The sequence below is a fragment of the Nonomuraea sp. NPDC049152 genome (assembly GCF_040648355.1).
GTDB lineage: Bacteria > Actinomycetota > Actinomycetes > Streptosporangiales > Streptosporangiaceae > Nonomuraea.
In genome coordinates this window covers 174,049-198,425 of record NZ_JBEZDO010000012.1, presented here as the reverse complement: position 1 = coordinate 198,425, position 24,377 = coordinate 174,049, and the positions used below count along the sequence as shown (strand labels likewise).

Sequence of the window (24,377 nt, the reverse complement as noted above, 5' to 3'; positions counted from 1 at the left end):
TCCCGGGGTTCAGCGGGAGGTGGGCTCGGCGGGCGAGTGTGGGGCCGGGGAGTCAGGCCCACCGGGCCAGGCAGCCGTGCGCTGCCGCGCCCCACGCAGACCACCCTCGGGCACGCCCGCACGAGGCTGAGCGGTTTCCTGAAGCTCACCCACCCGGCGTGAGGGCCAGGTCGAACCGGACCTCGACGTCGTCGCCCAGTTTGAGCGCGCCGAAGAACGCCGAGTAGGGCCGGATGCCCCATCGGCTCTGCACGACGGTCGTCGAGCCACTGGCCCTGCCCTCGGCCAACCGTCCCTCCACCGTGACGGGTCGTGTGACGCCGACGATGGTGAGATCGCCCTCAACGTGGAACGACTCCGCTGTCCCCTCGGCCTGGGTGGACCGGAACGTGATCGTGGGAAACCGGTCGGTGCGCAGGATCTTCTCTCGCAGAATCTTGCCGATCTCCGCGCGATCGGCGTCGGTCAGCGGCTTGACGCCGCCGGTTCCCTGCCGGACCTCGAGTGAGGCGACGTCGACCTCGACTGTCACCGAGGAGCCCGCAGGGGCGGTCATGTCGATCGTGGCCTCGCCGTGCCAGCGCGTGGCCTCGATGGTGAGGTCGTGACCGGCCTTCGCGCCCAGGCCGGTCCTGGACGTCTTGACCAGGAGCCGGCCGGACTCGGGTCCGAGAGTGTAGGTGGCGTCCATGTTCGAAGCCTACGCGCCGCCGGTCATCGGGATGATCATGTGAGCCGGCTATGTTCGCAGGTCGATCGCCATGGGCTGATGCGGGAGGCCGGCGTAGACCTCCACGTCGCCGTCGCGATGCCAGCCCAGGCGCTGGAAATAGCCGACGTTGCGCAGCTGGATGTGGGCGACCATCAGCAGGCCGCCGCGTTCGCTCGCGGTCCTGACCGCGTATCTCACGAGGGGACCTCCGAGGCCGTGGGCGCGGTGCTCCGGCAGGACGGCGAGGCGGTCGCCCTGCCAGAGCTCGCCGGCCTCGTCCAGGGGATAGAGCCGGACGGCCCCGCCGATCACCTGGGCGGCGTATGCGATCACGTGAAGGGTCAGCGGGTCGTCGTCGCGGACGTCGCGGTCGGTGCCGTGGAAGATGCGCTGCTCGTCGACGAAGACGCGATGGCGTACCGCGTAGTGGGCCGCGAGCTCCTCCGGCGTGGCGGCCGGGTGACAGTCTCTGCCGAGCGCTCGCAGCATGGCGGCCTCAGGCGGCCGGACGTGGGCCGATGTGGAGCAGGGACTCCATCGAGCTCAGCCCTGAGCAGGCCTGGCAGCGGGCGCAGCCTGCCTTGGTCGTGGCGGACGTCATGCCGCGCCGGGCCATGTAGGCGAGGACCTTGGCGTAGATCGGACGCGTGTAGGAGCGCGGGGGCGGCTTCCAGCCGGCCATGGGAGTGCCGACGACCGGGCGCAGCGGGACGATGAACGGGTAGACGCCGGCGTCGACAGCCCGTTTGCAGCCGTCGATCGTCATCTGGAGGTCCTCCCCCATGCCGAGGATCACGTAGGTCGAGACCTGTCCTGCGCCGAAGACGGAGACGGCCCGTTCCCACGCAGCGAAGTAGCCGTCGATGCCGGTGCGCGCCTTGGCGGGCGCGACGCGTGCCAGCACCGCGGGGTCGAAGGTCTCGATGTGGATGCCGACCGAGTCGACGCCCATGGCGCCCACCTCGTCGATCACGTCCAGATCCGCGGGCGGCTCGAACTGCGCTTCGACGGGGAGCCCGCTGGCCTGCTTGACGGCCTGCCCGCAGCGTCCCACGTACAGGGCGCCGCGGTCGACGCCGCGCGTGCTGCCGGTGGTCAGGGTGGCGTCGACGGCGCCGTCGAGGTCGCGGGCCGCTGTCGCGACCTCGGCGAGCTGCTCGGGTGTCTTCCGCGCGATGGTACGGCCGGCCGCGAGCGAGAGGCCGATGCCGCAGAACGTGCACTGGTCGTCGTTGCCCCAGTAGGCGCAGTGCTGAACCACGGTGCTGGCCACCGAGTCCAGGTGCAGGAGGGCGATCTGCCAGTACGGCACGCCGTCGGCGGTGGTCAGGTCGTAGAAGCGCGGCCGGCGTTGGGCTGATGCGTCGGCCAGCCGTACACCGTCTCGGTAGATGCCGTAACCGTCGTCGTCGGCGCGCAGGACGTACGGGGAGTCCTTGGCGACACCCTCGGTGGGCGCGGTGACGGGAAGCCCGTCCACCCAGAGCATCCCGCAGTCGGTGGGCCCGGCGCCGCCGCTGCGCCGCTCCATCTGCGCCTCGAGCCGCAGACCTCGGGCCTGGAGATCGAGGATGAGCTCGCTGACCTCGGTAGCCGTCACGACAGGCACCTCCCGTGCCGTACGACCAGATCGCTCGATTCTACCAAAATAGAAGCGGCGTTAACTTTCCGATGTGAGCGCCCGCCGTACCTCCTCGACCGCCGCGAGCCACGCCTCCCGTGAGGTGAACTCCTCGACGCGGACCGCGTCGCCGGTGACTTCCAGCCTGTAGGTGATGACCGGCTCGGCGACCACCGAGCGGACCATGACGGTGCCGGTCGGGAGGTGCGTCTCGACCCACCGCGCCGATCCGCCGCGCCAGGCCGCGTCGTCGGGCTCCTCGAGGACCGCCCACTCCAGCCCGGCGGCACGGGCACGTTCGACCGCCTGCTCCCGCGACGAGGTGAGCAGCTCGCGGAACCGGTGTGACATCGCGGCCTCGATCACCAGCTGGGCGTCGAGCCCGTCCAGGGATACGCCCACCTCGTCGAGCCAGCCGCGCATCCGCCCCTCGGCGGCGGCCAGCTCCGCGTAGTCACCGGCACGGGCCAGGCGCCTGGCGAGCGCGCCCACCAGCTGCAACGCCCGCTGGTAGCGCTCGGTGTCGACCATCGCGAGCGGAAACAGCCTGTCCTCGGCGGCTCGCAGCCGCCGGGCAAGCTCGGCGTACTCCGGTGGGATCCGGCTGCTTGGCAAGGCGTCACTCGTTCACTATCGTCAGTGAGATAAGTCGGATCCTAGACGGCATTCGGGTGATTCGCCAGAACGGCGAAGGGTGGACCCCGTGAACAGAACCGCGGTCGTCGCGCACGCCATGACCACCCGCGTCGTCGGCTGTCTCACCGGTCGGGGAGCGGCGTGAAGCGGGCCGTACGCGTGCTGCGCGACACCTACCTGGACTCCGTCCTTCAACTGCTCGGCGCCCGGGCGATGCGCGACGCCGAGGGCGTGGAGTCGGCGACCGCCGTGATGGCGACAGCGGCCAACCTCGATGCCCTGCGGCAGGAAGGCTTCGACCCTCCGGAGGCGTCGCCGTACGATCTGATCCTCGCGGTTCGGGCGAGCGACCCGGAGGCGGCTTTCGCGGAGGGCGAGCGGGCGATGTTCGGGGCCCGCGAGGGCGGTCCGGTCGAGCAGCGCCCGCGCTCGCTCGAGGAGGCCTTGGGGCAGCAGCCCGGCAGCAGCATCGCCGTCATCTCCGTTCCAGGGGACTACGCCGCCCTGGAGGCTCACAAGGCGCTCGGCCACGACCTCGACGTGCTGCTGTTCAGCGACAACGTCTCCGTCGCCGACGAGATCGCGCTCAAGGACCACGCCGTACGGCGGGGCCGCCTGCTCATGGGCCCTGGCGCGGGTACGGCGATGCTCTCGGGGGTGGGTCTGGGATTCGCCAACGTGGTGCGCGCCGGACCGGTGGGGGTCGTGGCGGCGGCCGGCACCGGGGCACAGGAGGTCATGTGCCTGCTCGATCGCTGCGGCGTCGGCGTGTCGGAGGTCGTCGGCGTGGGTGGCCGCGACCTGACGGCCGAGGTCGGCGGGCTTATGGCGGAGCGGGCCGTCCGGATGCTCGACGACGACCCCGCGACGGCGCTGATCCTCCTGGTCTCCAAACCGCCCGACGACGAGGTGGCGCGGCGCGTGGTGGCGGCGGCGCGCAGGACTCCTGTCGTCACGGCCCTGGTAGGGGTGGAGGGTGACACGCTCGAAGGCGCTGTGGTCAAGGCGCTCGAGCTGCTGGGCAGGCCGGTGCCGTCCTTCGATCGGTGCTACGGCCCGAGCGTGGAGGAGGCCGTCTCCCGCCTCGCGCCGGCACGTACCACGGTGCGGGGGCTGTTCTCCGGCGGCACGCTCTGCTACGAGGCCATCGTGGTGCTGAGCCGCGTCCTCGGTCCCGTCTGGTCCAACACACCGATCGACCCCCGCTATGGCCTGCCGGCGCCACCGCGTTCCCATGTCTGCCTGGACCTGGGCGAAGAGGAGTACACGCGAGGCAGGCCGCACCCGATGATCGACCCGGAGGCGCGGATCGAGCTGCTGCGCGAGACCGGGACTGACGTCGCCGTGGTGCTGCTCGACGTCGTGCTCGGCCATGGCGCTCACCCCGATCCCGCCGGGATCCTGGCACCGGAGCTCGCCCGTCTCAACGGCCCGCAGGTGGTCGCGTACGTCCTCGGCACGGAGCTGGATCCACAGGGATACCGACACCAGGTACGCGAGCTGACCGGAGCGGGATGCGTCGTCACCGGGACCGCCGCCCGCGCGGCGCTCACCGCGGCGGCGATCGCCACCCGCAAGGCCGCCTCATGAGCCGCGTCGCCCTCCTCACCTACTCCACCAGACCGCGCGGCGGAGTCGTCCACACCCTCGCTCTGGCCGAGGCGCTCGCCGACCTGGGTGTCGACGTGCACGTCTTCGCTCTCGGCACCGAGGGCTTCTTCCGCGCGCTGAAGGTGCCGTTCACGCTGTTCCCCGTCACGGTCACGAGCGACTCCCTGGAGGAGAAGGTCTTCGCCTCGGTGGACGCCATGGTCACCGGGCTGGGCAAGGTGGCCGGCGAGTTCGACATCCTGCACGCTCAGGACTGCATCTCCGGTCGTGCGGCGCCGCAGGTGCACCCTCGGGTGGTGCGCACGGTGCATCACGTCGACGACTTCACGACGCAGGCCCTCATCGACTGCCAGCGCAGGGCGATCGTGGAGCCCGGCCACGTCCTGGTCGTCAGCGAGCACTGGCGCCGCGTGCTGCTCCAGGACTACGGCGTCGCCGCCCAGGTCGTTCGCAACGGCGTCGACCCGGCCAGGTTCCCTCCGGTCAGCGCCCGCCGGAGAGCCGCGCTGCGCGCGTCCGTGGGTGCGCGGAACCGGTTCCTGCTGCTGGCCGTCGGCGGCATCGAGCCGCGCAAGGGGAGCAAGACGTTGTTCCGCGCCTTGGGCCTGCTGCGGGGTGAGCGGCCGGTGCTGGTGATCCTGGGTGGCCACTCTTTCCGCGACTACGAGACCTACCGCCGTGAGGCGCTGGCTCTGCTGCCCGGTCTCGGCCTCGACGTGGTGCAGCTGGGGACGGTCTCCGAGGAGCTGCTGGCGGCGTGGTACCGCAGTGCCGACGCCCTGGCGTACCCGTCGATCGAAGAGGGCTTCGGCCTGGCCCCGCTGGAGGCGCAGGCGTCCGATCTGCCGGTCGTGGCCAGCGATCTGCCGGTGTTCAGGGAGTTCCTCACGGACGGCGTGGACGCCCTGCTGCCCGCCGTGGGCGACCCGGTGGCGCTCGCGGCGGCGCTGGAGCGGATCATGTCCGACGAGGCGCAGCGGGTCACGCTGGTCGCCGGTGGCCGCCTGGTCGTGCCGCGGTTCACCTGGGCGGCCTGCGCCGCTCGACACGCCGAGATCTATCAGTCGATCATGTGATCGTGCCCCGCCGGCCGGGCGGCGAGCCGCGCCGCCCGCTCGCGTACCTCACCTTCGACGGCGAGCACCTGTTCGAGCGCCTCGAGCCAGGAGAGGTAGTAGCGGGCGTCCGGCTTGGCCGCGATCCGCGCGATCAGTGCCTGGCGGAAGTCCTCCCAGGCGAAGGCGCCCGCTTCGCCGGCCACCACGGCCATGGCGAACGCGCGGCTCTCCCACGGCTCGGCGAACACCAGCTCGCCGTTCGAACGGGGCGGCGCGGCCGGGGTGTCCACGTCCAGCCGGATCGGGAGCGTCATGCCGTCACCTGGGCGACGCCCACCATCGCGTCCCGCGTGACGAGTGGGACGAGTTGTTCCTCCGAGAGCCCTTCGGTCCCCGCGGGTCTCATCGGGAGCACGAAGTAGCGCACCTCCGAGCTGCTGTCCCACACCTGGACCTCGACGTCGTCCGGCAGCCGCAGGCCCATCTCGGCCAGTACCGCGCGCGGCTCGCGGACCATCCTGGATCGGTAGGCCGGATCCTTGTACCAGGAGGGCGGCAGGCCGAGCAGCGGCCATGGATAGCAGGAGCAGAGCGTGCACACCACCACGTTGTGGACGCGAGGCGTGTTCTCCAGGACCACGATGTGCTCGCCCTGCGGTCCCTTGAACCCGAGCTCGGCGACGGCGGCGGTGCCCTCGCCGAGCAGCCGCTCCCGATAGCCGGGATCCGTCCACGCCCTGGCCACGACGCGCGCGCCGTTCATCGGGCCGATGTCCGTCTCGTACATCGCGATGTACTTGTCCATGACCGAGGAATCGACCAGGCCACGCTCGACCAGCAGCTGTTCGAGCGCCTCGACGCGCAGCTCGGCCGGCACCCGTTCATCCGTCATGGCGCCTCCTCCAGGTAGTCCTCGTAGAGGTCGACATTGAGCGCGAACGGCTCCGCGCCCGATCCGAACAGCTCGGCCGAGGTGAAGCGCACCGTGTACACCCACTGCGGGTTCTCGCCCTGGAAGTGGGCGTTCGTGTCGGGCAGGACCTGCGCGGGCTGGACGATCACGACGCTGCCTCGGTGTCCCATCACGTACCGCGGCAGGCGCGTGTGCCCCGATGGATCGAAGGTCTTCGCCCGTACGGCGGCGCCCACGGCGAACCGGGGCGCGGACGACACCTCCCGGAGGGAGCCCGCGGCGGCCGGGGCGTAATCCGGCCTGTTCGGCACCGGCGGTCCGGGCTCCTCGGCCAGGCTCCCTGAGAGGTTGGCGGCGCGCGCTTCCACCGTGCCCGGCGCGATGATCGAGCTGTCGAGGAGGAGGTTCTCCGCGCCGCGCAACCACCGGCCGTAGTAGCCGTCGTCCAGGTAATCCTGCCGGTCGAGCCGGTTCACGGCGTGACGGAAGGCGTCGAGGTTCGTGCCGGACAGCCGTATCGACAGCAGGGTGAGGGCGAAGGCGCGCGCCTGCCATCGCTCCGCGAAGACCGGCTCATCGGGTCTGGGGACGGGCGCGGGGCCCCAGCCCTGAGTGCCCCCCATGTCGTGTATCCCGGTGGCCTTGCTCATCGTTGCCTCCCAGCTGCCCGCCGGGTGAAAGCGCGCCCTCACCCGGCATCGGGCGGGCGCTCAAACCGTCCAGGTGTTCAGCTGGAACGCGCCTTCCTTCCACGCGGTGAGCGCGGAGTCGAGCACGTCGAGCGGGTTGAACGGGGTCACGCCCGGGATGAGGTCGTCCTCGCGGAAGCCGTACAGCGCGCCCATCGCGAACCGGCAGGCGTAGATCGTGGCGCCCTCCTTCAGGAGGGTCTTGATCTGGTTGTTGATGGCGAGATGACCGGGGAAGGCCTCCTGGCCGACGCCGGGATAGCCCCGTGTGCCCGACGCGAGCAGCACGCCGGGGCCGTACAGGACGACGTTCACGTCGAAGCCCTTGCGCACCAGGCGGGTCGAGGTGAGCAGGTTGACGAGGGCCACGGAGCCCTCGTACGGGACGGTGTGGATGAAGATGAAGGCCTTCTGCCCTGGCTCGGCCTGGACGTCGGGGAACACCTTCTCTTCGGGGTCGTACAGGGTCTCGCCTTCGGCTGGCAGCTCGGTGGAGACGGTCTTCGGCATGGTGACCTCCTTGGACTAGATCGCGGGGCCGGCCGGCGTCGTCGGCTTGGGCCAGTGCTCGCGGTGGCTACCGGGCATCGCGGCCATCACCCTGCGACGTACCGGCCACGGTGCGAGCCGACAGATCGGGACGAAGATCCTGCGCCAGAAGAAGGAGCCGCGGACCGGCGGCGGAGTCCGGCCGTGGGCGCGGGCCACGCGTGCCTGCGCGTCCCTGAGCAGGTAGCGCTGGGCGTTCTCGCGCACCCACCGGCTGATCACGTCGCCACCCCGGCTTGCGCGGCCGTCACGATGGGCTCGTTGAGCGCGCCGATCGGCGGCGAGTAGACGTTCTCCATCGACGCCAGGTCGTACAGGGTGATGCCCTTCCTGATCGCGAGCGCCAGGAAGTCGGCCCTTTCCTTGATCCCTTCGCCGCCGACCATCTGCGCGCCGATCAGGCGCAGCGTGCCCGGCTCGGCGAGGAGCTTGATCGTGATCGGCCTGACGCCAGGGAAGTATCGCGCCCGGGAGATACCGGTCGCCCTGCCGACCACGTGCGGGACGCCCAGCGCGGTGGCCGCCACTTCGCCCAGCGCGGCCCCGCCGATCATCCACGCGCCCGCGACCATCGCCCATGGCACGTAGACCGGCTGGTACGCGCGGTCTCCGCCCGCGGCGTTGGTGCCCGCCACCTTGCCCTGGGCGTAGGCGTGGCTCCCGGTGAGCCCCTGCAGAGGCAGTCCGCCGAGACCGTGCGGGATCTCGCACACGTCGCCCGCCGCCCAGACGTGCGGCGCGGACGTGCGCATGTGGTCGTCGACGACCAGCCCTCCCGTCGAACCGGTTCTGAGCCCGGCGGCGACGGCCAGCGCGTTGTTGGGCGCCTTGTGGGTCGCCACCACGACCAGCTCCGCCGGCAACTCGCCGTCACTGGTCGCCACGGCCTTGACGTGCCCGTCGCCGTCGCCGATGAAGCCCTGGAGCTTCGTGTCCCAGTGCATCGTCACGCCCATCTCGGCCCAGGATTCCTGGACGGGGGCGACGGTGTCGGGATCGCACAGCTCGCCGAGTGCCCACGGATGCGGGTCGACGACGTGCGTGTCGATGCCGCGATGGGCCAGGGCGGTCACCATCTCGAGGCCGAGCGGCGAGGCTTCGACGACGACCGCGTGCCGTACGCTGTCGAGGACCTCGTCCCAGGCCATGGCCCTGCGGATGTTCTTGACGTAGTAGAGGCCGTCGAGGTCCTCGCCGGGCACGCCTGGACGCCTGTAGCCGAAGCCGGTCGCGACGATCAGGGCGTCGTAGCCGGCCTGGTCCTCACCCTCGATCTGGACGGTCCGCGCCGCCGGATCGAAGCCCAGTGCCCTCGTCTCGTATCTGACGTCGATCCCGGCGTCGACGTAGGCCTGCCTGTCGGCCAGGAACAGCCGCTGGAAGTCAGGGATCTCCTTGCCATGGACGTACGGGATGCCGCACGGGCTGTATCCCACGTCCTCGAACTCGGTGTAGACGATCACTTCCGCCGAGGGCGCAGCGGCTTTCGCCGCACCTGCCGCACCGATGCCGGCGGCGCCCCCGCCAATGATGATCACCCTCTGTGCCATGGACCCAGCCCCCGCCGTGCGGCACAATATCCATACATTATAGAGGACTACACGTTGACTATCCTGCATGGTCTTTCGTGATGTCAATGACGAGGGGATTTCATGACCGAGGGTCCTCAGGTCGACGAGATCGTCAGCCAGATCGGTCCTAAACTGCGTGCCGTACGTACGGCACAGCGATACTCGTTGCAACAGCTGGCCGCCCTCAGCGACGTGTCCGCCGCCGCCATCCACAAGATCGAACGCAACGGGATGGTCCCGACGATCACCACGTTGCTCAAGCTCGGGACGGCGCTCGACGTCCCCGTCCGCTACTTCGTCGAAGAGGACGAGCAGCCACCCGAGCCGGTGCACTACACCCCTCGTGATCAGCGCCCGACCGTCTACACGCCGCACCAGGGCCTGGCCCTCGCCGGAATCACCGGTTCCTACCGGCAGTTCCAGACGGCGGCGGCCATGGCGACGGTCACGCCCGGCGCTTCGAGCGGTGACAAGCTCATGCGGCACCCGGGCGAGGAACTGGTTCACGTCACCGAGGGCACGCTGACCTTCCGCGTGGGTGATCAGACCTATCCCCTGTCCGAGGGCGACTCCCTTCATTTCTCCGGTGAGGTGCCGCACCGCTGGGCCAACGAGATCGACCGCCCGGCCAGGGCGATCTGGATCGCGCTGCGCAACGGCTAGGCCGCGGCATGACGGATCGTGATCCGCGGCGGATCGCGCAGCGTGTTGCTGACGTAACAGACGCGTTCGGCGGCCTCGATGAGGCGTTGCGCCTGCTCGTCGGAGAGAGAAGAGACGATCTCGATCGCGATCTCGCTGTAGCGCGGCCCGTCATAGGTCCCGGTGACGCTCACCCTCACCGCGTCCGGCTCCTCGCCGCGCTTGCGCGCGCTGTGCACCAGCGCGAGCGCGAAGCAGGATGCGATGGAAGCCAGCAGGTAGTCGGTGGGCTGGGGGCCGGTGTCGGTGCCGCCCACGCTCTCCGGTTCGTCGACGAGCAACCGGAAGCGGCCCGCGCTCACGGCGACCTGGTATCCGCCCAGCCACCGGGCATCGACCGTCCGCGTGCTCATCGGACCTCCGCCAGAGCCAGCAGCGCCTCACGGAAGGCCGCCAAGGGTGCCGTCGCCACGCCCGCGCCGATCTGGCCGGCTCCGTCGCGGGCGTGCAGGATGCCGGTGTTCACCCGCGGCGTGACCTCGGTCTCGACGACCCTGCGCACGTCCACGCCGAGGGGTGTGCCGCGGAAGTCCATCGTGGGCAGCTTGAACCGGGTGCTCTCGGCCGCGCATATCCGGCGCATCTCGCCGGTGACACGGGCGGCCTCTGCCATGGAGCCGCCCACAAACGCCGCCACCGCGGGCGACCCCGCGGTCGCCGCGCCGCCGAGCCCGACGAGCTCGAGTACGGCGCTGTCGCCGATGTCGGGTGCGGCGTCCGACGGCCCGTAGCCAGAGTAGAAGAGCGCCGCCTCCACCGGTGGGCTGTCCGTGACGAACCATCGCCGGTCCCCCGCCAGCTTCACGCCGTACGTGGTGCCGTTGCGCGCCATGGTGGTGACGATGCTGGAGCCAGGGACCCGCTCGGCCGACAGCGTGAGCGCCTTCGCGCTCGCCATCGCCATGGTGAGGAAGAACAGGTGGTTGGCCGACAGGTACGCGGCGAGCGGCACCGCGTCGTCGAGCGCGGCGATCCCGGGCAGCATCGAACGCAGGAGGAGGCCGGTCGACGCCTGCACGCGCATGTGGACGTCGTCGCCCATCTGCACGCCCTGAGCGGCGATCGCGAACGGGTCGATCGGCCCCAACCGCGCCACGACGTCCTTGAGCATCGGACCGGCCACAGCGCGAAGGAAGACCAGCCGCTCGATGGCCGCGACGGACTCCCTGCCCAGCCAGGCCACGTCACCGGACCCCTGGCCCAGCGGCGCGAAGGCGCGCGTTCCGCCCGCGGGATTGTCCACCACCCAGACCGGCATGCTCGGCCCGAGCGCCGTCGCCAGCGGCACCACGGTGTCATGCTCGTTGGCCGCGGCCACGTCGACCTCCCGAGCTACCAGCATCCTCTCGGCTCCGGCCAGGTCGTCCGCCCAGCCCTCCGCCACGACCGACGCTCGCATCGAGCGCCGCAACGGATCGCACACCGCGTCCCAGGCGATCGGCGGCCCGGCGTGCAGGATCATCCGGTCGCCCATCCCTGGGACCACGTCCTTGGCCGGGCGGACGTCGACCACGTAGGGAACCTCCTGGTCGAGCCTGCGCAGCACCTCGGCGTTCGCGGTCTCCTGATCGGCTCGGTAGAGGTCGGTCAGCGCTCGCACCAGCACCGGATCGCCGTGCGCCGGTGGCCTGACGTCGACATGGACCACCTCCGCGCCCTGCGCCGCCACCGCGTCGGCGAATGCCCGGAGTCCCAGATTGACGACCTGGATCATGGACACCTCCTCACCGTCCTGCCAGGCGGGCGGCGCGGGCGCGGATCGCGTCCTCCGCCGCCTGGAGCGCCGCGCGGCGGGTCGCCGTCTCCTCGCACAGCCCGGCGGCCTGCTCGCGGACGCCTTCCATCATCGGGATCATGGCCGACGGCGCGGCTCCGCCCAGGCCTGTGCGCGAGGCGACCAGCGCCTCGGGCGTGAGAGCGACCCGCAGCTCCGCGTCGTCGAGCTGCCAGCGGTCTCCGATGACCTCGGTCGCAGCGCGCGCGATCGCCTCGGCGTCCACCGCGGCGCTCTGCCGTACGGCGTGCTGGACGACCCGGTGAGCGGTGCGGTAGTCGGTGCGGAAGCGTCGCATGAGCAGTTCCGCCAGGTCGGCGGCCTGGGTGTGCCCGGTGTCCAGGGCGCTGCGCATGCGTACGGCGTCAGCCTCGAGCGTGCGGATCACCCCGGTGGTCAGGCGGGTGGCCCGGTGGGTGAGATCGAGGGCTCGCGGGAGCTCGCCGTACAGGTAGATGAGGTTGTCGCTGCGGGCCGACGGCGTCTTGATGACGGCGGTCAGGCCGGTCAGGCGGCCCAGCATGATGCCCGCCGTCCCGCGGATGACCGTGAGGGCGTACGGGTTGCGCTTCTGTGGCATGAGGATGCTCGGGCGGCCGTACGCCTCGGCCAGGCAGACGAAGCCGAACTCGGCGCTGGCGAAGATCTCGAGGTCCTCCGCGAGCTTGTCCTGGGTGAGGAGCAAGCTCGCGGCCGCGGCCAGGACGTGCATGAACGGGTCGGTCTGCCACATGGCGTCGCGGGTGTGCGTGATCGCGCGGTCGAAGCCGAGAGCCCTGGCCGTCGCGTCACGGTCGTCAAGGATCCGCGAGCCGTTGGCGGCCCCTGACCCGGCCGGCCCCGCGTTGACGTGACCGAATTCGGCGATCAGGCGTGCCGCGTCGCGGAGGGCGGGGTCGGCGAAGGAGAGGAGGTAATGCCCGAAACTGGTCGGCTGTGCCTGCTGCAGGTAGGTGTAGTCGGGCATGAGCGTGCCGAGGTGTCGCTCCGCCTGGTCGGCGAGGGACGCGGCCAGGGCGGCGGCGGCCTCGACCAGGTCGAGGATCTGCCGGCGCACCCGGATGCGGAAGGCGGTGCGCACGGCCTCGCGGCGGGTTCGTCCCGCCCGCAGCCACCCCGCGTCGGCGCCGACGCGTGCCAGGAGGTGACGTTCGCGGGAGACGTACGGCTCGCCGCAGCTGGGGTCGTAGCCGACGGCCTCGGCGGGCATGGCGGCGAGGTCCAGCAGGGCGCCCAGCAGCGGGCCGCGGGCCCGGTCAGGCAGGATTCCCCGGTCCGCGAGCTCGACGCAGTGGGCCAGGTCGGCGAGGCCCAGCGCGTCGTGAAGCCAGGGCGCGTCGGCCGCCTCCCATGCGTAGCCCGCCGCCACCAGTTCCTCCGCGGGCCCGCCGGTCATGTCGCCGCCCTGCCCAGCAGGCTCAGCGCGGTGGGAAGGCCGCCGGTGTGCCAGAGCACGATGGGAAGCTCCGTTCTGGCGCGCAGCCGCGTGGCCGCGGCCAGCGTCTTCGTGCCGTGCTCGGCGTCGAACAGGACGCCGTCGGCGCGCAGCGCGGCCAGCATGGTGCGCACGTCCCGATCGTCCGCCGCCCCCGTAGCGTCGATCAGCTCCCACCCCGTCACTGCTTCCTGGCGGATGCGCGTGACCAGCGCGAGGATCTCGCCCCGGATCTGGGGCAGCGGCCGGCTGACCGACACGCCGTAGACGTGCCACCTGGCCGCGATGGCCTCCCGCCCCGCGAGCAGCCCGGCGATCGAGGCCCCCGATCCCACCGGCAGCACGACGGCCGCCTCGTCGAAGCCCAGTTGCCCGGCCAGCTCTTCGGCGGCGCGCGCGAAGCCGAGCGCTCCGACGGGCGTGGCGCCACCCCGGGGGATCCCGTAGGGAGTGCGCCCGTTCTTACGCAGGTGAGCGACGCGCTCGTCGATCAGCTTGTCCAGCTCGGCCCGGTCGGAGCCGGTGTAGAGCACCTTCGCGCCCGAGCAGGTCACCATGTTGAGGGTGGCGGGCGCCTGTTCCCGGGCCGTCCCGGAGACGAGCACCTCGCATTCCACGCCGCAAACCGACGCCGCCAGCGCGGCCCCCGCGATGAAGTTGGAACCCGGGGAACCACCAGTGACCAGCACGTCGGCCCCGCGCGCCAGGGCATCGCCCAGGAGGTATTCCAGAGCCCGCGCCTTCGCGCCGGCCAGTCCGAACCCGGTGAGATCGTCCCGTTTCAGGTACATGCCGGCGAACCGCTGGAGCGGCGTGGGCAGCAGGGCCAGGGGACGGCGCGGGTGATTCATCGGCGGGCCTCTGGCGTGCCGCGGGCGACCACCTCGTCGACCATCGCGGCCGCGGTGGCGAGCTCTGGGCGCGCGGTCCAGCGAGCGAGGTCTGCGGGGTCGGCCACACCACGGGAGGCGAGCCCGCTCACCAGGTCGGCGTCCTCGCGTAGTGCCTCGTGCAGCACATTCTGCGCCCGGTGCTTGCCCAGCTGCCGTGACAACCCGGCCAGGACTCGTTCCGACGCCCAGCCGGTTCTCCGGAGGTTCTCCCCCATGCGGTCGCTGTCGACGACGAGACCGTCGACGAGGCCGGTGGCGAGGCTGGCGGCCGTTCCCGCCGCGAGCGCGACGTCGGGCAGCGCCGCCCATTCCGCTTTCCAGGCGCGTCCGTCCCGTTCGTGCCCGCCGACCATGCCTTCGACCAGGACGCTCGCGGCCGCCCTCGCCAGCCGGGCGAGCGTGTCCAGATGCTCGCTGATCTCGGGATTGCGTTTGTGCGGCATGGTGATGCTGCCGACGGTGGCCTTGGCCGTACGCTCGTACAGCTCTGCGATCTCCGGTCGCTGCAACTCGTAGACCTCGTTCCCGATGCGGGCCAGCGTGGCCGCGACCATGCTCAGGACCGTGCCGAACTCCGCCACGCGGTCGCGCGCCGTGGTCCACGAGACGAGCGGATCGCGCAGCCCGAGCCTGGCGCAGAACAGCTTGCGCAACTCCGCACCGTGCGGTTCGAAGAAGCCCAGCACGCCGACCGCTCCCGCGAGCTGGCCCACCGACCAGCGCTCGCCGCCCTCGGAGAGCCGGACGATATGGCGTCCCACCTCGTCGGCCCAGGTCGCGACCTTGAAACCGAAGGTGATCGGGGCGCCGGGCTGGCCGTGCGTGCGTCCGCTCATGACCGTGTCCCTGTGCTCAGCGGCCAGTCGCAGCAACGAGCCGTGGGTCCTGATCAGGTCGTCCTGTATGAGCCTGCCTACGTCCCGCATCACCAGCCCGAACCAGGTGTCGGTGAGGTCCTGGACGGTGGCGCCGTAGTAGACGTACTCCCGCGCGGGCTCGGGCAGCAGCCGTTGCAGCCCGCGGATGAGTCCCAACGTGGAGTGCGACGTCCGCCGGGTCTCGGCGGCCACGAACTCGAGGTCGAGATGCTCCGCCCGAGCGTGCTCGGCGATCTGCCCGGCCGCCGCTTGCGGGATCAGCCCGAGCTCGGCCTGCGCCGCCGCCAACGCGACCAGGATGTCCAGCCAGGTCTGCAGCCGCTGGTCGAAGACGGCTCTGAGGTACGGCGTGCTCCACAGGTGGGCGTACTCGGCAGATTCGGTCAGACGGGTTGCCATGACGGCTCCCATCCGCGCGCCAGGTGTTCCAGCGCTGTGCGCACCTGAGCCAACGTGGCGCCCCATGGCACGACGACGAGCCGGTCGGCGTACTCGATCCGGTCCTCGAGCAGGCAGCACTTGGTGAGCGTAGGGACACGGGGATCGCGGGCGCGCAACCTGGGGCAGATCTCGACCGTGGCCGCGCGCTCGCCGTAGAACCACTCGTGAATCTCCCGCGACCGGGCGCAGCCGAGCATGACCCAGCTCCTGAGCTCGGGCCGCCGGTCGAGGTAGGCCGTCGGCACGTCGGCGACGGTCACGCCGGATCCGCTGCACGGCAGCAGGTAGCACTCGGCCGGCGCCTGCAGGGCGAGCTTCTCGAAGGTGACCGTATCGGCCACCGGCACGATCGGCGGGAGGTCCTCAGCCACCTCGAGCAGCCGCCGCACCTGGTCGAGCAGCTTGGGCGGCTCAGGCGGCACGACCTCCTGTACGGCCAGCCGCAACGGGTCGGGATTCACGATGAAGCTGACATGTCCATACAGGCCTTCGACCACCACGGCCCGCACGCCCGGAGCTCGCGAGAGAGCGATCCGCGCCAGCGTGGACGGCACCGCCGTATCAGCCTCGGGCGCCAGGACGTACGCGCACTCCTCTGGCCGCGCCAGCACCTCGACCGTCTTGATCGGCGAGAACAGCGGCTCGTCCGACTCCTTCTCGACCCGCAGAAGTGACGTGCCGCCCTCGTCGTCGCGGACCACCAGGAACCGCGTGCGCCGGTAGGCCTCCCGCCCCAGAAAGAGCCGCCGCAGGTCGTCCGGCCTGTCGACGCGGGCCACGGAAACGTCGCGGTAGGCCCTCGGGATCATGTTCGGCGTCATTTCACGGAGAGCGCGACGGTGTCCGCCCGCAGTCCCAGCCGCAGGGTGGCCAGCGGGAGCACGTCATCCGGCGCGATGTTCGCGAGGTTGACCGCAGGACCGAACCGGTTGATCAGCCATGCCTGCTGCGCCATACGGGGAGCCTCGAACATCACCCGCTCGAGGCCGGCCGCGCTGACAGCGGCGTCGATGATGTCCAGCCGGGGACGGCCCGATCCGTCGTAGATGCCGACCGTCCCGCTCTCCCGGCCTTCGGTGATCACCCAGGTGGCACCGGCGGCCAGGTCCTCGGCGATCTCCTCCTGCCACTGGCCTGCCGACAGGGGCGCTTCGGCGTCCTTGCGGCCCGTCTCCGCGAAGACTGTGAAGGCCTGGCTTGCCTTCTTGATGAGCTCCCGCTTGTCGTCCAGGGCCATCTCGACGACTCCGCGGGAGACCTCGACGGCGTCCAGCCCCGCACGCTCCGCCCAGGCCAGGCACTCCTCTGCCTTGCCCTGTGACCAGGCGACCTCGAGCAGCGTCCCGCCCATGCAACAGGTCACGTGGTGAGCGCGCAGAAGGCGCAGCTTGCGATCGAGACCGCGATCGAGGTAGGCGATGCCCCAGCCGAACTTCCAGACGTCGATGTGCTCCCCGGCGCTCTCCAGCACGCCGGCAACGACATCGGGGGCGAGGCCCCTGTCCAGGACGTGAGTGCGGCCCGCCACGGTGGGTAGTGAGAGGAAACCAGGTCCCACGTTGTCTATATTACGATTTTCGTTTACTTTCCGACAAGAGGTGGGCCTCATGGCCGAGCTCGACGACGTCGTCGCGGCAGTGGCGAACAGTCCGGCGATCCTGGCCAAACGCTCGATCGGGCTGGTGTCCGAGGTGCTCGGCGCATCCGGATGGGTCGAAGGGCCCGGCGACGACGGCGCCGCCGTAGACGTGGCCGGCCGCACGGTCATCGCCTGCGGCGAGGCGCTCTGGCCACCGTTCGTGCGCGCCGACCCCTTCGGCGCCGGCGTGGCGGCCGTGCTGACCAACGTCAACGACGTGGCCGCGATGGGCGGGCTGCCCCTGGGGATCGTGGACACGATCGTCGCGGACGAAGCCGGCGCGCGCACGGCGTTGGAAGGCATGCGGTACGCCGCACGGCTCTATGACGTCCCGATCGTCGGCGGCCATCTCACGATCTCCTCCGACGCCGCCCCTGCGATCTCCGCCTTCGCCGTCGGATCCGCCGACGCCGTGCTGTCCGCCACCCATGTCCGCGCCGGTCAGGACCTGGTCGTGGCCGCCTGCACCGAAGGCGCCGTGCGGGAGGACTTCCCGTTCTTTCCCTCCTTCGACGAGCGCGGCGAGGATCTGGCGCAGGACGTCCGCCTCCTGGCCGATATCGCCAGCAAGGGCCTGGCCGTGGCGGCCAAGGACATCAGCATGGCCGGACTGGTCGGCTCACTCGCGATGCTCCTCGAATGGGGCACGTTCGGCGCGGACGTCAGCCTGGAGGCTCTCCCCTCGCCCCGTGGCGTACCTCTGGCGTGGTGGTGCACGTGCTTCCCCTGCTACGGCTTCCTGCTGACCTGCGAGCCCGACCGGACCGACGCCTGCGTGCGCGCCTTCACCTTCCGCGGCCTGTCCGCGGCCAGGGTCGGCCGCATCGACGGAACGGGCGTGATCACCCTCGGCGCCGACGGGCGCTCGCTCCCGGCCTTCGACCTGACGGCCGAGCGGGTGACGGGTCTCGGCCGCGACCTCGCACCTGCTCGGGCGGGAGGCGGTAAGCCCGCGAGCGCTCCGCGAGGTGGCGCGGGCCCCGGGTGTGCCGCGCCGTGACGCCTCACGAGGCGATCGGCTTGCTGGTGATCACCGGACGGACCTTGGTGAGCATCAGGTCGAGGAAGCGGTCGGGGCGGCGGAAGGAGGCGAAGTGGCTCGCGTCCTCGATGAGCGCGAAGTCCTTGATCGGGGCGGTGACGTCGGCGAAGAACCGCCTGACCGGCTCGGGCGGGGTGATCACGTCGCGCTCGCCCTGGAAGATGAAGAACGGGATGGCGAACGTGGTCCCCTCGGCCCATTCGTCGATCGTCACGGACTCGGGCGCGACGCGTTCGGAGAAGGACATGGCCTTCATGTAGGTGCGCAGCTCGCGCAGGGAGTACAGCGGCGAGGTCAGCAGCGAGCCGACCACCACGGTCTTGACGGTGTCGAAGGTGAGCGGGTCGGAGCCGACGGTGTGCTTGTTGTACTGCGACCACTGCTCGACGCTCCAGGCCGACCTGTCCTGGCCCATCTCGGTGACGGCGGCCAGTTCCTTGCGCTTGCCCGCCTTGCCGAGCCGCTCCACCAGCGCGCGGTAGGCGGTGTGGTCGCGTCCGCCTGCGTTGATGTTCTGGTCGGTGCCGACGTAGGCGGAGTAGAGCTCGGGGTGGTTGCGGGCCAGGCGCAGCCCGAGGACGGAACCGAAGGAGTGGGCGACCAGCAGGACCTTTCCGACGCCGAGCCGGGCGCGGACGTGCTCGGTCACCTCCAGGGCATCGCGCTGTAGCCGTTCCAGGGTCATCTCGCCCTGCCCGTCCGGGCCGCCGTGCCCGAAGGTCTTGCCGGCGCCGCGCATGTCCCATCGCACGATCGTGAAGTGCCGCTCCCAGGCGCGGGTGCGCGGGGCGAAGACGAGGTTGGTGGCGCCGGGGCCGCCGTGGAGCTCCAGGATCACCGGGTTGCGGCGGTCCTCGCCCCGGATCGAGATCCACTGGTCGATGCCGCCGATGCGAATGAACCCGGACTCGTCGATGCCGTGCGGGCCGGTGATGCGCAGCCGCTTGGCGTGGGCGACGCGCTTGAGCTGCCGGTAGCCGAGCAGGCCCGCGGCGGGTGCGGCCAGGACGGCCGCGGTGGAGGCGATGACGATGCCAAGCATGAGTTACTCCCCTAAACTGTTTATGGTGTTAACCGCGAGGTTTACGTTATATACAGTTGAAGACGGGTGTCAACCGGCGTCCGTTCGAGCACCGCGACGAGGGAGCCGCCATGGCCAGGGCCGCCAAGCCACGGGAGAGCAAGGAGAAGAGAACGCGCGACCTGCGGGCGGGCATCGCGCTGTTGTGGGGCGAACAGGACCAGCCCGCCCGCGGCCCCAAGCCCAGCCTCACCCCCCGCCGCATCGCCGAGGCCGCGGTGACCCTCGCCGACGCCGAGGGCCTGGAGGCCGTCTCGATGAACAGGGTCGCCGCCGAGTTCGATGTCTCGGCGATGGCCCTGTATCGCTACGTGCCCAGCAAGGCCGAACTCGTCGAGCTGATGGTCGAAGCCGTCTCCGCCGAGCGCCCCGACCTGCTGGCCGCGGGCCCCGGCTGGCGGCCCGGGCTCACCGCATGGGCCCGCCTGCTGTGGGCGCTCTACCAGGCCCACCCCTGGCTGCTCGCGGCCACCGCGATGCGCCGCCAGGTCATGGGCCCGGCCCAACTCGGCTGGATGGACGCCGCGCTCGCCGCCCTGGAGTCGACCGGTCTGGCGGCCGGCCAGCGCCACCAGGTCTTCCTCCTGGTCGTCGGGCAGGTACGCAACCTCGCCCAGCAACTGGCCGACTTCGACGAGGACCACAACAGGGAATGGGGCCGCCTGACCGGCGAACTGCTCGACCGCCACGCCGACCGCTTCCCAGCCCTCACCAAGGCGATCGCGGAGGGCGCGTTCGCACCGGCGGCGGTCGACCCGCTCGACTTCGGCCTTGACCGCATCCTCGACGGCGTCCAGGTGCTCATCGACCGTACTGAGGGAGTCTCATCCTGAAGCCGCCGCTCCCCTGCTCGGGCGGGCTGACGACCGTGAGGTGCCGCTTGAGCACTCATCCCCCAACTGGCCGCCGGGCCGCTCTGATACGGTCTTGGACCACTTGACTGGCTGGAGGCTGCCGAGGTGCTGGCCCTAGCCGAGGACCCCAAGGAGGTCGGGCCCTACCGCACGGAGGGGCGGCTCGGGGTGGGCGGGCAGGGCACCGTCTACCTGGGTCGGGGGCGGCGACGGCGTGCCCGTGGCGGTCAAGCTGCTGCACCCGCAACCAGGGCCGCGACGCGGTCGCCGAGCAGCCGCCGAACGCGATGGCGACCGAGGTGACCTGCCGGTTGTCATGACGCGCACCTGGCGGCCGCTGCACCGGCGGAGGAGGTGTGGCGCTGTTACCCGGGACGCCCGACCTGCCGGGCCTCGTGACCAGGATCGCTGAGGCCACCGGCCGGCCCGTCGTCGCCACCGCCGCCTGGGCCGCCGAGCCGGCTCTCGTGCCTGACGCCGCCGACGAGGCGTGCAAGGTCATGGAGATCGTCCAGCGCCTCGGCCGCCCGACCGGCCTCTACCGCTTCGACGACGTCCTCCTCGAATACCAGCTGGCCAGGCCCGGCAGCGGGCTCGGTAGGCTCGCCGCGAAGCTCGACCCGCTGAACGGTCGCCCGCACCTGATCGACACCCTTCGCGCCTTCGTCAACCGGGGACACAACCGCCGGCAGACCGCCCAGGACCTGCACATCCACCGCAACACCCTCGACTACCGGCTCCACAGGGTGACCGCCCTGACCGGCCTGGACCTCATGATCCCCGCCGAGGCCCGCTTGCTGGAGGCCGCCCTCACCGCCAGAGACCTCACCGAAGAGTGCTGACGGAACGGTAGCGAAGACGTCGTTCCCCACCCGTTGACCTCTCGGCACAGGTTCCACTCAGGCTGTAAGAAGTGAAGCGATTCGCTCATTCCCTGGTAATGGCGCACTTAGGGGAAGGGAGCACGCATGACCGAACCTGGTCCTCAGGACCGGTTCACCGGCTTGTACAACTCCTGCTATTCGAACGTGTACGCGTACGCGGTCAGTCGAGTGGGACGGCAGCACGCGGAGGAGGTGGCGAGTGAGACGTTCTGCGTCGCGTGGCGTCGGATCGACGCCGTGCCCGACGAGGCGCTCCCATGGCTGCTCGGCGTCGCCCGCAACATCCTGCGCGAGTTGTACCGCGCCGAAGCTCGCCGCCAGTCACTGGAGAGCGAGCTGGCGGCCTGGATCTCGGCCGAGGAGCCGGCAGCGGCCGACGTCGCCGAGTCGGTGACCGAGAGGACAGCCGTGCTGCGGGGGCTGGCTGCCCTTTCCGACGACGACCGTGAACTGCTCACGCTGGTCGCCTGGCATGGGCTGCGTCCCGCGGAAGCGGCGAAGGTCGTCGGCTGCTCCACCGCGACGTTCTTCGTCCGCTTGCACCGCGCCCGGCGCAGGCTTGAGCGCGCGATGGCCGCAGAGGCCGACACGATCACCCGTACTGTCCTTTCCCGCTCCGAATCGCTGGTCACCGCAAAGGAGTCGACCCGGTGAAGAAGACCGATGTGATGAAGACGCTCGCCGATGTCCGTCCCGCCGCGATGGATCCGATCGACGACCCGGAACGGCTCGACCGGATCATCGCCGCCGCGGCGACGCGGCGGTCCACGATCTCGGTCGTCCCCCGCCGCGGCCGCATCGGTCTGGGCTGGACGTTCGCCGCGGGTACGGCGGCGGTGCTCGCCGTCGCCGTGACCCTGACCTCCGGCGGTGCCGGCGGCAGGTCCGCCGAGCCCGCCGCCCGCGGCCTGCTGCTCGCCGCCGCGGAGCAGACCGTGAAGATCCCGGCCACCACCGGCCGGTACTGGCACACCCAGGGTGTGAACTCGGGCGGTTTGTTCATGGACGAGAGAACATTCCACGGCGTCTGCAGGGACGAGACCTGGGTGGCGAGATCACCCGCGGATCCGAGTTGGTGGATAGTCCACTCCTGGGCCCGGCTGGACGCCGCCAAGGGGGCACCGCCGCCCAAGAAGGGCGAGTGGAGCTCGGATCAGGCGCATTTCACGTGCACCCGCGGCAACCGGGCGCTGGACGATGAGACAGGCAAGACGCCTTACGCCGGGCGGCTGAACGATTTCGCCGAGCCGGGGTCGAGCTGGCCCAACGTCAACGGAAAGGCGGTCTCCGTCGCCGACATCGAGAGCCTGCCTACCGAGCCGGAGGCGCTGAGGGAGGTTCTGGTCCAGTGGCAGGGTCCCGGCGACATCAGCGACGAGCTACGAGATGAGATCCTCTTCGAACAGGCGGCCGAGCTGCTGCTCGACCTGCCGGCTCCGACCGAGGTCAGGGCCGCGCTGTTCAGGATGATGGCCGAGTTGCCCGAAGTCCGTTCCCTCGGCGACGTCCGGGATCCGCTGGGCCGCGACGCCGTGGGAGTGGCGCTTCGGAGCTGCGAGCCCCGTTACGGCACCGAGTCGCGGGTGCTGTTCGACAAGAACACCGGACGCCTGCTGTCCGTCGCCAGGTCTGCCGGCAAGCAGGGCTGCGCGGATCTACGGCCGACCCGCTGGAGCGCCGTCGTGGATTCCGGCTGGACCGACGAATCCCCGAAGGTGCCGGCGGACCACGCCTGACCGGCCCCGGCCCCGGCCTCCTCGTCCGAGGCCCGGGGCCGCCCCACAACCGCCTGCGCCGGTTCTTGCCCGCGCGGCTGACGGCCTGGGTGATGGCCCGGGTCTGCCTTCCTGGCCCCGTCGAGGATCGCGCCTGCCAGATCCGCAGTCGTGAGAAAGGCGCGGGTGAGGTCGGCGAATAAGGGGGGCCCAGATCATCCGGGACTACGCTCTCCACCATGCTGGATCGCTTAGCTGGATATCGGCTTGAGTCGGTGCTGGGCTCGGGTGGACAGGGGACGGTGTACCTGGGTGTTTCCCCCAACGGGGACAAGGTCGCGGTGAAGGTGCTCCACCCCCACCTGGTGAAGGATCCCGAGGCGCGGCGGCGCTTCGTGCGGGAGGTGGCGGCGGCCCGGCAGGTCGAGGAGTTCTCCACCGCGCGCGTCCTGGACGTCGACGCGGACGGCGAGCAGCCGTACGTGGTCAGCGAGTACGTGGCGGGCGAGTCCCTGCAGGAGCTCGTCGCACGCGACGGGCCGCGCGGCCTTGGCGGCCTGCGGCGGCTGGCGATCAGCACCGCGGCCGCGCTGGCCGCGATCCACCGGGCCGGGATCGTGCACCGGGACTTCAAACCCAGCAACGTGCTGCTTGGCCCGGACGGGCCCAGAGTCATCGACTTCGGCATCGCCCGGGCGCTGGAGTCCACGGCCACGATGACCAGCGGGCTGATCGGCACGCCCGCCTACATGGCGCCAGAGCAGGTAGCGGGCGAGGCGGTGGGACCTCCTACCGACGTCTTCGCGTGGGGGCTCATGCTGGTCTTCGCCGCGACCGGGCGGCCTGCCTTCGGCGACGACAGCGTGCCCGCGGTGTGGAATCGGGTGCTGAATGTGGAGCCGGATCTGTCGGCGCTGCCCGAGGGGTTGCGCGGGCTTGTGGCGGCCTGCCTGGCCAAGCGGCCCGAGCAGCGGCCGACCGCTCAGCAGGTGGTGCAGTCCCTGCTCGGCGGGCCTGTGGCCGCCAACGGCGCCCCTGCCACCCTCCTCCTGCCCGGCTCGGCGGCACCGCAGTCTGCTGGTGTCCTGCCCGGTCACCATGAGCCTGCTTCAGGACACCGGGCGACGCGTCCAGCGGGTCACCATCCGGCGCTGGGGCTGGTGAGCGGTCTTGCTGCCGTACTGGGCGCGCCTCTGCCGATCTTCGCCGCGTTCTCCCCGTGGAAGTCCCCCTACGACCTCAACCAGATCATGCCGACGGCCTACTTCCTGCACAGTCTGCTGATCATGATGCCGGTGCTGGCGACGTGGGGAGCCCTGCGCAGGCGCACAGCCGCCGCGATCGCCCTGCCCATCCTGTTCGGAGTGCTCCTGGTCGGGGGGACGATCACCACAGTCGCGGTTTGGCTCTGGAACGACTTCTACTGGGTGGAGACCCTCTTCTACGTGGCCGTGGTGGCGGCCATCGTGGTCATGGGGATCTTGCTGCGTGGGCGGTCGCCGGCCTTCACGGTGATGTCGATCCTTCCCGCGGCGGGCATGCTGGTCGGGCTTTTGATCTTGATCGCACGTGGCGGGGCCTTCGTGCTCTACGCGGCCAACGCCACGCTCGTGGTGTGGGCGCTGTGGTTCGCCATCCGCCACCGTGCTCTGCTCCGGCAGACGCCCTGAGATGCCCGC

Annotated in this window: 27 protein-coding genes; 9 read left to right on the top strand and 18 right to left on the bottom strand. The window is 70.8% G+C overall.

Annotated features, from left to right (window positions below; all coding sequences use genetic code 11):
- Positions 1 to 145 precede the first annotated feature (145 nt).
- Genes AB0B45_RS23325 through AB0B45_RS23310 form a run of 4 tightly spaced genes read right to left on the bottom strand, consistent with a single transcriptional unit; the run spans position 146 to position 2,948 of the window.
- Positions 146 to 691 carry a YceI family protein gene (locus AB0B45_RS23325; protein WP_358133855.1) on the bottom strand — a complete coding sequence of 182 codons (546 nt, stop codon included), beginning with the start codon at positions 689 to 691 and terminating at the stop codon, positions 146 to 148.
- 48 nt (positions 692 to 739) lie between these two features.
- Positions 740 to 1,201 carry an MSMEG_0567/Sll0786 family nitrogen starvation N-acetyltransferase gene (locus AB0B45_RS23320; protein WP_358133852.1) on the bottom strand — a complete coding sequence of 154 codons (462 nt, stop codon included), beginning with the start codon at positions 1,199 to 1,201 and terminating at the stop codon, positions 740 to 742.
- Positions 1,202 to 1,208: 7 nt separating this feature from the next.
- On the bottom strand, positions 1,209 to 2,312 hold the full coding sequence (locus AB0B45_RS23315) for an MSMEG_0568 family radical SAM protein (protein WP_358133849.1): 1,104 nt from the start codon (positions 2,310 to 2,312) through the stop codon (positions 1,209 to 1,211).
- A gap of 60 nt (positions 2,313 to 2,372) precedes the next feature.
- A complete protein-coding gene (locus AB0B45_RS23310; protein ID WP_358133846.1) occupies positions 2,373 to 2,948 on the bottom strand; it encodes a hypothetical protein in 576 nt (191 codons plus the stop codon).
- A gap of 162 nt (positions 2,949 to 3,110) precedes the next feature.
- On the opposite strand from AB0B45_RS23310, the gene AB0B45_RS23305 reads away from it, so the two are divergent.
- Positions 3,111 to 4,559, top strand: coding sequence for an FdrA family protein (locus AB0B45_RS23305; RefSeq protein WP_358133843.1), 1,449 nt, complete (start codon positions 3,111 to 3,113; stop codon positions 4,557 to 4,559).
- On the top strand, positions 4,556 to 5,656 hold the full coding sequence (locus AB0B45_RS23300; protein ID WP_358133841.1) for an MSMEG_0565 family glycosyltransferase: 1,101 nt from the start codon (positions 4,556 to 4,558) through the stop codon (positions 5,654 to 5,656). Before AB0B45_RS23305 ends, AB0B45_RS23300 begins: the two co-directional genes overlap by 4 nt.
- Here the strand turns inward: AB0B45_RS23300 and AB0B45_RS23295 are convergent.
- The 6 genes from AB0B45_RS23295 to AB0B45_RS23270 are packed head-to-tail and all read right to left on the bottom strand — an operon-like array spanning position 5,641 to position 9,339.
- Positions 5,641 to 5,952, bottom strand: coding sequence for a nitrile hydratase accessory protein (locus AB0B45_RS23295; RefSeq protein ID WP_358133838.1), 312 nt, complete (start codon positions 5,950 to 5,952; stop codon positions 5,641 to 5,643). The genes AB0B45_RS23300 and AB0B45_RS23295 overlap by 16 nt on opposite strands.
- Complete coding sequence (gene nthA / locus AB0B45_RS23290) at positions 5,949 to 6,530, bottom strand: nitrile hydratase subunit alpha (RefSeq protein WP_358133836.1); 582 nt, start codon at positions 6,528 to 6,530, stop codon at positions 5,949 to 5,951. The genes AB0B45_RS23295 and nthA overlap by 4 nt, the downstream gene beginning before the upstream one ends.
- Positions 6,527 to 7,201: a nitrile hydratase subunit beta gene (gene nthB / locus AB0B45_RS23285; protein WP_358133835.1), complete on the bottom strand. Its 675-nt coding sequence runs from the start codon at positions 7,199 to 7,201 to the stop codon at positions 6,527 to 6,529. Before nthB ends, nthA begins: the two co-directional genes overlap by 4 nt.
- A gap of 60 nt (positions 7,202 to 7,261) precedes the next feature.
- Positions 7,262 to 7,750, bottom strand: coding sequence for an MSMEG_0572/Sll0783 family nitrogen starvation response protein (locus AB0B45_RS23280; protein ID WP_358133833.1), 489 nt, complete (start codon positions 7,748 to 7,750; stop codon positions 7,262 to 7,264).
- A gap of 15 nt (positions 7,751 to 7,765) precedes the next feature.
- Complete coding sequence (locus tag AB0B45_RS23275) at positions 7,766 to 8,011, bottom strand: hypothetical protein (RefSeq protein WP_358133831.1); 246 nt, start codon at positions 8,009 to 8,011, stop codon at positions 7,766 to 7,768.
- The gene (locus AB0B45_RS23270) at positions 8,008 to 9,339 is read right to left on the bottom strand and encodes an FAD-dependent oxidoreductase (protein WP_358133828.1); all 1,332 of its coding nucleotides are present in this window, start codon (positions 9,337 to 9,339) and stop codon (positions 8,008 to 8,010) included. Before AB0B45_RS23270 ends, AB0B45_RS23275 begins: the two co-directional genes overlap by 4 nt.
- Before the next feature lie 102 nt (positions 9,340 to 9,441).
- On the opposite strand from AB0B45_RS23270, the gene AB0B45_RS23265 reads away from it, so the two are divergent.
- Positions 9,442 to 10,023 carry a cupin domain-containing protein gene (locus AB0B45_RS23265; protein WP_358133825.1) on the top strand — a complete coding sequence of 194 codons (582 nt, stop codon included), beginning with the start codon at positions 9,442 to 9,444 and terminating at the stop codon, positions 10,021 to 10,023.
- On the opposite strand, the gene AB0B45_RS23260 is transcribed toward AB0B45_RS23265, so the two are convergent.
- Genes AB0B45_RS23260 through AB0B45_RS23230 form a run of 7 tightly spaced genes read right to left on the bottom strand, consistent with a single transcriptional unit; the run spans position 10,020 to position 17,041 of the window.
- Positions 10,020 to 10,415 (bottom strand): OsmC family protein, encoded by a 396-nt coding sequence (locus AB0B45_RS23260; RefSeq protein WP_358133823.1) that lies wholly within the window; start codon positions 10,413 to 10,415, stop codon positions 10,020 to 10,022. The two genes, AB0B45_RS23265 and AB0B45_RS23260, sit on opposite strands and share 4 nt — an antisense overlap.
- A complete protein-coding gene (locus AB0B45_RS23255; RefSeq protein WP_358133821.1) occupies positions 10,412 to 11,776 on the bottom strand; it encodes a DUF1116 domain-containing protein in 1,365 nt (454 codons plus the stop codon). The genes AB0B45_RS23260 and AB0B45_RS23255 overlap by 4 nt, the downstream gene beginning before the upstream one ends.
- 10 nt (positions 11,777 to 11,786) lie before the next feature.
- Positions 11,787 to 13,232 (bottom strand): lyase family protein, encoded by a 1,446-nt coding sequence (locus AB0B45_RS23250; protein WP_358133818.1) that lies wholly within the window; start codon positions 13,230 to 13,232, stop codon positions 11,787 to 11,789.
- Entirely contained in the window at positions 13,229 to 14,122 is an 894-nt protein-coding gene (locus AB0B45_RS23245) for a pyridoxal-phosphate dependent enzyme (protein WP_358133815.1), read from the bottom strand. The genes AB0B45_RS23250 and AB0B45_RS23245 overlap by 4 nt, the downstream gene beginning before the upstream one ends.
- Positions 14,119 to 15,441, bottom strand: coding sequence for an adenylosuccinate lyase family protein (locus AB0B45_RS23240; protein ID WP_358133812.1), 1,323 nt, complete (start codon positions 15,439 to 15,441; stop codon positions 14,119 to 14,121). The genes AB0B45_RS23245 and AB0B45_RS23240 overlap by 4 nt, the downstream gene beginning before the upstream one ends.
- Positions 15,426 to 16,304: a hypothetical protein gene (locus AB0B45_RS23235; RefSeq protein WP_358133809.1), complete on the bottom strand. Its 879-nt coding sequence runs from the start codon at positions 16,302 to 16,304 to the stop codon at positions 15,426 to 15,428. Before AB0B45_RS23235 ends, AB0B45_RS23240 begins: the two co-directional genes overlap by 16 nt.
- The gene (locus AB0B45_RS23230) at positions 16,301 to 17,041 is read right to left on the bottom strand and encodes a phosphosulfolactate synthase (protein WP_358133806.1); all 741 of its coding nucleotides are present in this window, start codon (positions 17,039 to 17,041) and stop codon (positions 16,301 to 16,303) included. Before AB0B45_RS23230 ends, AB0B45_RS23235 begins: the two co-directional genes overlap by 4 nt.
- A 49-nt stretch (positions 17,042 to 17,090) precedes the next feature.
- Between AB0B45_RS23230 and AB0B45_RS23225 the strand changes: the two genes are divergently transcribed.
- Positions 17,091 to 18,122: an AIR synthase related protein gene (locus tag AB0B45_RS23225; protein WP_358133804.1), complete on the top strand. Its 1,032-nt coding sequence runs from the start codon at positions 17,091 to 17,093 to the stop codon at positions 18,120 to 18,122.
- Positions 18,123 to 18,126: 4 nt separating this feature from the next.
- On the opposite strand, the gene AB0B45_RS23220 is transcribed toward AB0B45_RS23225, so the two are convergent.
- Positions 18,127 to 19,206, bottom strand: coding sequence for an alpha/beta hydrolase (locus tag AB0B45_RS23220; protein WP_358133801.1), 1,080 nt, complete (start codon positions 19,204 to 19,206; stop codon positions 18,127 to 18,129).
- 56 nt (positions 19,207 to 19,262) lie between these two features.
- Here AB0B45_RS23220 and AB0B45_RS23215 point away from each other — a divergent pair, with 56 nt between their 5' ends.
- From AB0B45_RS23215 to AB0B45_RS23195, 5 genes are all read left to right on the top strand, one after another.
- Positions 19,263 to 20,078 carry a TetR/AcrR family transcriptional regulator gene (locus tag AB0B45_RS23215; RefSeq protein WP_358133799.1) on the top strand — a complete coding sequence of 272 codons (816 nt, stop codon included), beginning with the start codon at positions 19,263 to 19,265 and terminating at the stop codon, positions 20,076 to 20,078.
- A gap of 377 nt (positions 20,079 to 20,455) precedes the next feature.
- A complete protein-coding gene (locus AB0B45_RS23210) occupies positions 20,456 to 20,941 on the top strand; it encodes a helix-turn-helix domain-containing protein (RefSeq protein WP_358133796.1) in 486 nt (161 codons plus the stop codon).
- Positions 20,942 to 21,067: 126 nt separating this feature from the next.
- On the top strand, positions 21,068 to 21,637 hold the full coding sequence (locus AB0B45_RS23205) for a sigma-70 family RNA polymerase sigma factor (protein ID WP_358133793.1): 570 nt from the start codon (positions 21,068 to 21,070) through the stop codon (positions 21,635 to 21,637).
- Positions 21,634 to 22,719, top strand: a complete 1,086-nt coding sequence (locus tag AB0B45_RS23200) for a CU044_5270 family protein (protein WP_358133791.1) — start codon at positions 21,634 to 21,636, stop codon at positions 22,717 to 22,719. The genes AB0B45_RS23205 and AB0B45_RS23200 overlap by 4 nt, the downstream gene beginning before the upstream one ends.
- A 218-nt stretch (positions 22,720 to 22,937) precedes the next feature.
- Positions 22,938 to 24,368 (top strand): serine/threonine-protein kinase, encoded by a 1,431-nt coding sequence (locus tag AB0B45_RS23195; protein WP_358133788.1) that lies wholly within the window; start codon positions 22,938 to 22,940, stop codon positions 24,366 to 24,368.
- The last annotated feature ends 9 nt before the right edge of the window (positions 24,369 to 24,377 follow it).